Raw genomic sequence first — 8,777 nt, forward strand, 5'->3', positions numbered from 1 at the left:
CTGATCCTGTTGGTCGGCGGCACCCTGGCGGTGGCGATGTTCGCCAAATCCGCCTCGCACGACCTAATGGGCCTGTTCCGCAACTTCCTCGCCGAACCCGATCAGATCGCCGTCGATCCTGGCGCGCTGCTGATCCTGATGCGCCACGTGCTGATCAAGCTGGCCGGCATCGTCGGCCCGATCCTCGGCTTGATGATGGCCTCGGGCGTCATTGCCAACGTCGTCCAGCACCGCCCGACCTTCAGCGTTGAGAAGCTCAAGCCGAATCTGTCCAAGCTGTCGCCGCTCGCCGGATTCAAGCGCCTGTTCGGCATCGAAGGCCTGATGACCCTGATCAAGGGCCTGATCAAGATCGTCATCGTCGGCGCCGCGATCTGGACCCAGCTATGGCCGGAGCGCGGTACGCTGGAATCGATGTTGACGCAATCGCCCGATGCGATCGCCTCCGACATGAACCATCTCTGGTTCAAGCTGATGTTTGCGACCCTCGGCGCCTTGGTGGTGATCGCCGGCGGCGACTATTTCCTGCAGCACTTCCAGTTCATCAAGCGCAACCGGATGTCGAAGCAGGAAATCAAGGAAGAATACCGCCAGACCGAAGGCGATCCGCACATCAAGGGCAAGCTCAAGCAACTGCGGATGGAGAAGGCCAAAAAGCGGATGATCGCCGAAGTGCCGAAGGCGACCGTGATCATCACCAACCCGACCCATTATGCCGTGGCACTGAAATACGAGGCCGGCAAGTCGCTGGCCCCGGTCTGTGTCGCCAAGGGCGTCGACGCGCTCGCCTTGCGCATCCGCGAAAAAGCCAAGGAGCACGAGGTGCCGATCGTCGAAAATCCGCCGCTGGCTCGCGCGCTCTATGCGACGGTCGAAATCGACGAGGCGATCCCGGTCGAGCACTTCAAGGCGGTGGCCCAGGTGATCGGCTACGTCATGAAGCTGACCGGCAAGATGCGGCCGAATTAGCACCGCGCACAGATAGTGCCAGACTGGCCTCATGACGAACGCCGTGCACGCCATCGATGCGGCGCTTGTCGAATAGGAACATCGAGACCGGTTGCACAGCGCCACCGGCTCAGGCAGGGTCGCGCCGCGTTTCCAGCAAGGCACTTTCATGCGGCTCATCATCGATACCGACACGGCGGGGGACGACTGCTTTTCGATCCTGATCGCAGCGGCCCAGCCACACGTCAAAATCGAAGCGGTGACGATCTGCAACGGCAATATTGCCTTCCAGCAGCAGATCGAGAATGCGCTGAAGACACTGGAGGTTGCCGGGCTCGGCGGCAAAATTCCGGTCTATCCCGGCTGCCCCAAGCCCTTGCTGCGCGATCACGTCGATGCCGCCTATGTGTTCGGCGAAGACGGCATGAGCGGCGCCCATTTTGCCCCCACCGTGCAGCGTCCGGAGCCGCGCCATGCGGTCGATGCGATGATCGATCTCATCATGGCCAATCCCGGCGAGATTTCGATTCTAGCCCAGGCGCCGCTGACCAATATCGCGGTCGCCGCCACGATGGAGCCGCGCATCGCCGGCGCCCTCAAGCAGCTTTGGATCATGGGCGGCACCGACAACGGCGTCGGCAACGTCACCCCGGCGGCCGAGTACAATTTCTATGTCGACCCCGAAGCCGCCGCGATCGTGCTGGAGGCCGGCTTCGACATTTCGCTGGTGAGCTGGACACTGTCGTTGTCCTCGAGCCTGATGACCGAAGCCGATCTTGCCGAGGTGGCGGCGCTGGGCACTGCGAAGTCCGACTTCTTCACCACCGTCAATGCCGCCCAGGTCCAGTTTTCGCGCGACCATTACGGCCATGCCGGCACGGTGCATCCCGACGCCCTGACCAGCGCCTGTGCGCTGGTTCCCGGCGTGGCGCTCGAAAGCGAGAATTGCCGCGTCGAGATCGAGATCAATTCCGCCCTGACGCGCGCCTATTCCAGCGTGTCGTCGGCCCGGGTGCCGAAACAAGAGGTCGCTGATCCCGCCCTTGGCAAGGCCAAGGCCGCCAACGCGCGCGTCATCAAGACCGTCGACCTCGCCGCCTTCCGCCGCGCGCTGAAAGCCTCGCTGGCCTGATCAGCGGCAGAGCACGTTGAGTTCGGCACCGTGGTTGTCGGGCCCCGGCGGGACCGCGAGCCCGCGCGTTCCGATCGCGGATTCCAGATTGGGCGGCGGCGCCGGCAGCGCGGGATCGACATAGGCCGCGTAATGCGGGTCTTTCTCGGCGTCCTGAAGGCTGACGAAATGCACGCCCTTCGCCTGATAGAGCGCGATCAGCTTTGGCATCATGTGGGCCTGGAAGGCACCGATGTGCAGCAGCAGCACGTAGGGGATGTCATGGCCGTAGAGCGTCGCCGACAGCGCCCGCGAATAGGCCAGGCCCTGTTCGGCCCGGGCCAAATACAGCGTTTCCAGCCGGGTGACGCCCGCCGCGTCGCTCTTGGCGAGGCAGCGCGCATAGGGCGCCGGATAATCCCAATCGTCGATGGTGAGCGTCACCGCGGCGATCTTGTAGCCGCGCCCGGCAAGGAAGGAACGGATTTCGCCGCGCTGGGCGGCGTCCTTGCCCTCATCGAGGAAGGGATAGCGGAACCAGTGCCAGTCGCTGGCGCCGGCCGCCGCGGCCACCGTCGGCTCGTTCTTGACGATGTCGGCTTCGTAGTCGGCGATCGTTTTTGTCGACAGGCCGGGATGGGTGAAGGTGTGATTGCCGAGCAGGTTGCCGCTGTCGCGCCACAATTTCAGCACCGGCGCCGAAGCCGGTTCGCCATCGCTCAGCGAGGCGTTGACGAGGCCGTAGGTCGGCGGAATGCCGGCCGCCTTCAACGCCGCGATCATCTGGCCGGCGACGTCCACGCGCGTCAGCCCGGCCGGCAGCGCGCCGTGGGCCGGCAGATCGTCCAGCGTGATGGCAATCTGCGGGTCTGCACACGCCGCCGTGCTCATCAGCAGAGCCGCCGCCATCAACGCCCGTTTCATTTCTTTTTCCTCGCCTTCGGCGCCGCGCCCAGAACCTTGGCCGCCACCTCGCCCATGACGCGATAGCCTGCCGCCGACGGGTGCAGACTGTCGCCCGAGTCATAAGACGGATAAAGATGGTCGGGCCGCCCCTTGTCCTGCAGGGCTGCGGCGAAATCGATCACGCCGTCGAACTCCTTCTGGCTGCGAATCCAGGCGTTGACTTCCGTGCGGTCGGCCTCGTTGACGGCGGTGGGGTGGTAATAGTCCACGCCCATGAACGGCAGAATGGTGCCGATATAGGCTTTCAACCCGCGCGAATGGGCCCGCGCCGCGATCTGGCGATAGCCGGCGATCATGTTCGCCACCAGCGCCGCGTGATCCTCAGCCGAGGCCGGCGTGTTGATGGTGATGCGGCCGAGGTCGTTGACGCCTTCGAACACGATCACCGCCTTGACCCCGGCCGGCGACAGCACATCGCGCTCGGTCCGCGAGATCGCATTGGGCCCGAGGCATTGGGTCAGGATGCAGTTGCCGCCGAGACCGGCATTTAAAACCGCGGTCTTGCCCTTCAGGTGCGAAGCCAGCACGTTGGTCCAGCGGTCGTTGCCGTTGGTGGTGGAGCCGCGCCCGTCGGTGATGGAATCGCCCAGCGCCACGATCGCGCCCGCCCCTGGGGCTGCGGTCAGAACGTCGACACTCGCGATCTGATACCAATGGTCAACCGCCTTGGCGCCAGCGAGGTGCGCATCCAGGGTGTGATCGCCGGCCACGACATACGAGGTCTGGCGCGAGCCGGGATGGCCGGTCTGGGTCGGCGGCGCGGCGTCGTAATGGATGGAAATCGCCAGATCGGCGAACGGCGTGACCGGCAGTGCCACCGGATCGGACACCCACTGGCCACCGGCCGGAATGGTGATGTCGCCGCGATCGGCAAAGCTGAGGGCATGGTCGCTGGCCGGATCGATGCCGTCGGCGCCAAGCGCGCGGGCGACATGCACGGCCTTCAAATGCAGCGGGGCGGTGCCGAAGGCATTGGAGATCATGACGCGAATGGCGCTGCCGCCGATCGACAGGTGCACCACTTGGCGCAGGGTGGTGTCGGTCAGGTCGGCGGGAGCGAGCTGGTTATTGGGCTCGACGATCTGCTGCGCCGAAGCCCAGCTTGCCACCCAGTGTGCGGCTGCCGGTTTCGCCGGAGTGGCGGTTGCCGCCGTCATCGTCAGAGCGGCAAAAGCCGCCAACCAAGGTCCTTGACGCATTACCGCTCCCCGATGATTTTTATGATACCGCTAACAGCGCCTTCTATCCCGATCCGGCGACACGGAAAAGACGTGGTTTGCCAGAACTTTCCCGGCGCGGCAAAACTTCCTACTGTGCCTTGAGGTGCGAATCAGCATGGCGGCTAGCATTATCGACTCGTCCCTCGGCATGCCGGGCGGAAAATGGCGCTGGGCAGCGGGGGCGTTTGTCGCCCTGGCGCTGGCGGCGGCCATCCTCGCGGTTGCAGCGCCCGAGCAGGCGCGCTGGGCTGGCGTCGCCCTTCTCATCGGCATCGGGGCCCTCGGGCTTCTGCTCCTGATCGGTATCGGCCAGCGCCGCTGGCTCGGTGGCGCCGACGTCCGCCGCATCGCCGAAGCCGCCGGCAAGGCCAATGTCGCCTGGGCGGTGACCGCGCCCGACGGCGCCGTCATCGAGTGCAACGACGTCTACCGCCGCATGGCCGGCAGCGAAGGCGAGGCCGCCGCCCCGCCGCCCGAACTGGCACTGGCCGGTGAAGCCTCCGCCGCCGTGCTCTACCGCCTGACCAAGGCCGCCGCCGAAGGCGTGATCCGCGAAGAGACCTTCCCGGTGGCGCCGGGCTTGGAAATCGTCGCCGCGGTCCGCCCGATGCCGGAGGCGCAGGCGGTGTGGTGGTTCACGCCGCGTCTGGCACCCTCCTCGCAGCGTGCCGCGGTCAAGCCCGAAACGGCGAAACCCACGCTCAGCGGCGATGTCTTCCGCGATGCCCCGATGGGAGTCGCTTTCGTCGATGGCGAAGGCACGCTGGCCGAGGCCAATACCGCGTTCCGCTCGTTCTTCCCCGCCGTCCAGATGGGCCGCTCGCTCGCCGACCTGATCGATGCCGGCGACCGCGGCCGTGCCCTCGATCTGCTCGCCAAGGCGGCGAAAGGCGAAACCAATCTTGGCGCCGTGGAAGTGCGCGGCGTCGGTGGTTCGGGGACTGGGGGCGACCGCATGGCCGAGTTGTTCGCCCATCCGGCGGCCGGCGGCAAGGCGGTGCTCTATCTGCTCGACATCTCCGAGCAGAAGGCGCTCGAAATCAAATTCGCCCAGAGCCAGAAGATGCAGGCGGTCGGCCAGCTTGCCGGCGGCGTCGCCCACGATTTCAACAATTTGCTCACCGTCATCATCGGCAATTCCGAATTCCTGCTGATGCGCCATCAGGCCGGCGATCCTTCGTTCAAGGAAATCAACGAAATCCACCAGAACGCGCTGCGTGCCGCGACCCTCGTCGGCCAGCTGCTGGCGTTCTCGCGCAAGCAGACGATGCAGCCCAAGGTGCTGATGGTGCGCGACGTGGTCGGCGAACTGACCTTGATGCTGCGCCGGCTTTTGCGCGAAGGCCTGGAACTGCGCCAAGAGCACGGCGCCGATCTGTGGCCGGTTCATGCCGACGAGGCGCAGTTGTCGAACGCCATCATCAATCTCGTCGTCAATGCCCGCGACGCGATGCCGAGCGGCGGCACCGTCACCATCAAGACCGCCAACGAGATCGCGGAGAATCCGGTCGCGCTCGGCACTGCCATCATGCCGCCGGGCGAATATGTGCGCATCGAAGTCGCCGACACCGGCACCGGCATCCCGCCCGAAATCGTCGGCAAGATTTTCGACCCCTTCTTCACCACCAAGCCGGTCGGCCAGGGCACTGGGCTCGGCCTCGCCACCGTCTACGGCATCGTCAAGCAGACCGGCGGCTTCATCAATGTCGAGTCCGAAGTCGGCCGCGGCACCAGCTTCCGCATCTGGCTGCCGCGCCACCACATCGACCAGAACGCCGTCGCCGAGGAAAAGGAACGCACGGCACCGCGCGACGTCACCGGCCAGGACACCATCCTGCTCGTCGAAGACGAGGAAGCGGTTCGCAGTTTCGCGGCGCGGGCACTGCGCATGCGCGGCTACAATGTGATCGAAGCCTCGGGCGGTGAAGAGGCGCTGGAAGAAGTGAGGAGTGGCAAGGCGCCGATCCATCTTCTCATCACCGACGTGGTGATGCCCAACATGGACGGGCCGACGCTGGTCCGCCAGGTCCGCCGCATCCGCCCCGACATGCAGATCATCTTCATGTCCGGCTATGCCGAAGAAGCCTTCCGCCGCAACGACGAGAAAGCCGAGGACCTCCACTTCCTGCCCAAACCCTTCGGCCTGAAACAGCTGGCCGCGAAGGTGAAAGAGGTCCTCTCCGGCGCCCCGGTGCCGAAGCGCCAGGGATAGGGTTCCAGCCCACTCCTTTTCTGCCGCTGCGGCCCCTTTCTGCCCCCCGGGCCCCCTTTTCTGCCCCCGCGGGCGATGGGATTTCTCCACGAGTCTCAATGGCCGCGGGGCGCGCCAGCGCCGAAGGGGGCGATCGCGAGCCCCCTTGCCCGCCAAGTGGCGGGACTTCCCCCACGGTCTTGCGTGCGGGTGGACGGAGCCGGGCGCCCGTGGGGGCAGAAATGAAGTTTTTTGCGAGAGAATCGCAAATTCGCAGCAACGCGCAGTTGTTGTGGCCGAAGTTCCTCATCCTTTGAAATCAACAGCTTAGCTGGTGCGGCCGTAGCGTCGGTGGATTCGGCTTGCGTCGGCGGCCGGTATCTGCTGTTAACGTGAGATTGAGACACACTCTTAATAGGAACTTTTAGAGGGGTAAAATGAGAAAGCGTCACAATCTCACAAACTATTTGCGGGCGACTTTGGCGGCATCGACCTCCGTCCTCGCGCTCGGATTTTCACCCGTGAAGGCCGCCGATGTCGGCGAGAGCGTCACCGTCACCGGCCAGGCGATCGAGCTTGATGTCCGCGGCCAGACCCCGCTGCTGGAAACGCCGCAGAACATCCAGATCCTGTCGGCCGATCTGTTGAAAGCCCAGGATGTCACCCGCCTCGACGAAGCCCTGCGCAACGTCGCCGGCGTGTCGAGCGGCGGCTATTATCAGTCCTACGATTATTTCCGCATCCGCGGCTTCGATGCCTCGGGTTTCATCTATCTCGACGGCATGCGGCTCGATCAATATGTTGACGTCAACGCCGAGATCACCGGGCTCGAGCAGATCCAGGTGGTGAAAGGCCCGGCGGCGGCGCTCTATGGCCAAGGCCCGCTCGGCGGCCTGGTCAATTTCGTCTCCAAGCGGCCGACCGATACCGCCTTCCTCAATGCCAGCGCCGCCTTCGGTTCGTTCGCGTCCTATGAATTCACCCTCGACGGCAATCTGCCGGTCGCTACCGATGTCGCCGGCCGCCTCGTCGCGACGGTGCGCCATGACGGCAGTTTCGTCGACCACTCGACCGGCAATACCCGCGTCTATGTCGCCCCGTCGTTCGCCTGGAAGATCGATGCCGACACCGCGCTGACGCTGCTCACGTCCTATCAGCACGACGACATGAACATGGCGATGCCGCTGACCGCGCTCGGCACCGTGATCCCGTCGGCCTATGGCACCTATGCGCTCGACACCTACACCGGCAATCTCGGCAACGACAACAAATCGGCGGTGGAGCGCACCCAGCTCGGCTATCAGGTCAACCACCGCTTCAACGACATCTTCAGCCTCAACCACCGCCTGCGGGTCAGCTTCAACGATCAGAAGTGGACCAACGTCCTTTATACGTCGTCCGTGACAGACACCGGCACCACGCTCGAGCTGTCGCAATACCCCTACGATTATTCGAGCTTCGGCACCATGATCACCACCGACACCTCGGTGACAGCCGATTTCGCCACCGGACCCTTGATGCATCATGTGCTGATCGGCTCGGACTATTCGATCACCCACGCCCATTCCCATTCGGGGCAGATCGATTACAGCGATCCGACGGCCTACAGGACCATCGATCTTTTCCATCCGGCCTATCACACCGCGATGCCGGCCTATTCGCAGTTCTCGGCGAGCGATGATTCGCTCCACGATCTCGGCGCCTATGTGCAGGACCATATCGATTACGGTCCTTGGACGGTCACCGGCTCGCTGCGCTGGGACGATGCCAAAAGCGGCCCGGCCCAGACCGACATCGCGGTCACGCCGCGCCTCGGCCTCACCTACGAGGTGCTGCCGAAGACCATGCTGTTCGCCAGCTACAGCGAAGCCTTCCTGCCCCAGAGCGGCACCACCTTTGCCGGTGCCACGCTGAAGCCCGAAACCGGCCGGCAATGGGAATCGGGCGTCAAGGCCAGCCTGATGGACGGCAGGATCGATCTCACCGCCTCGCTCTACTACCTGACGCGCAACAACGTCTCGACCTCCGATCCGTCGCATCCCTTCTCCTATACCCAGGCCGGCAAGCAGCGCAGCCGCGGCTTCGAATTCGACAGCCGCTTCGCGCTCAGCGACAATTGGCAGGCGATCCTGACCTATGCCTATACCGACGCGGCCGTAATCACCGACACCAATCCCCTCCTGATCGGCGACCAGCTCAGCAACGTCGCCAAGAACGGTCTCGGGTTGTGGACGCGCTACGCCTTCGACGGCGACCTGTCGGGCTTCTCGGTGGCCGGCGGCGTGCATCACTACTCCGGCATGGCGGGCGATCTGGCCAACAGCTTCCGCCTGCCTGCCTA

Annotated in this window: 6 protein-coding genes; 4 read left to right on the plus strand and 2 right to left on the minus strand. The window is 64.6% G+C overall.

The features are described from left to right. Both flhB and AC1P6P_RS00430 read left to right on the plus strand, forming a co-directional pair. A partial coding sequence (gene flhB, locus AC1P6P_RS00425) for a flagellar biosynthesis protein FlhB (protein WP_481400459.1) occupies nucleotides 1-969 on the plus strand: 969 nt, incomplete at its 5' end. Between the two features lie 148 nt (nucleotides 970-1,117). Further along, complete coding sequence (locus AC1P6P_RS00430) at nucleotides 1,118-2,080, plus strand: nucleoside hydrolase (RefSeq protein ID WP_481400460.1); 963 nt, start codon at nucleotides 1,118-1,120, stop codon at nucleotides 2,078-2,080. Here the strand turns inward: AC1P6P_RS00430 and AC1P6P_RS00435 are convergent, their stop codons facing one another. Together AC1P6P_RS00435 and AC1P6P_RS00440 are read right to left on the minus strand one after the other, a co-directional pair. Then, complete coding sequence (locus AC1P6P_RS00435) at nucleotides 2,081-2,983, minus strand: polysaccharide deacetylase family protein (RefSeq protein WP_481400461.1); 903 nt, start codon at nucleotides 2,981-2,983, stop codon at nucleotides 2,081-2,083. Beyond that, nucleotides 2,980-4,224 carry an SGNH/GDSL hydrolase family protein gene (locus AC1P6P_RS00440; protein ID WP_481400462.1) on the minus strand — a complete coding sequence of 415 codons (1,245 nt, stop codon included), beginning with the start codon at nucleotides 4,222-4,224 and terminating at the stop codon, nucleotides 2,980-2,982. The genes AC1P6P_RS00435 and AC1P6P_RS00440 overlap by 4 nt, the downstream gene beginning before the upstream one ends. Nucleotides 4,225-4,360: 136 nt before the next feature. Here AC1P6P_RS00440 and AC1P6P_RS00445 point away from each other — a divergent pair, with 136 nt between their 5' ends. After that, a complete protein-coding gene (locus tag AC1P6P_RS00445; protein WP_481400463.1) occupies nucleotides 4,361-6,457 on the plus strand; it encodes an ATP-binding protein in 2,097 nt (698 codons plus the stop codon). A 416-nt stretch (nucleotides 6,458-6,873) separates the two neighbouring features. After that, a partial coding sequence (locus AC1P6P_RS00450; protein WP_481400464.1) for a TonB-dependent siderophore receptor occupies nucleotides 6,874-8,777 on the plus strand: 1,904 nt, incomplete at its 3' end.

The sequence above is a fragment of the Rhizomicrobium sp. genome, from assembly GCF_056722145.1.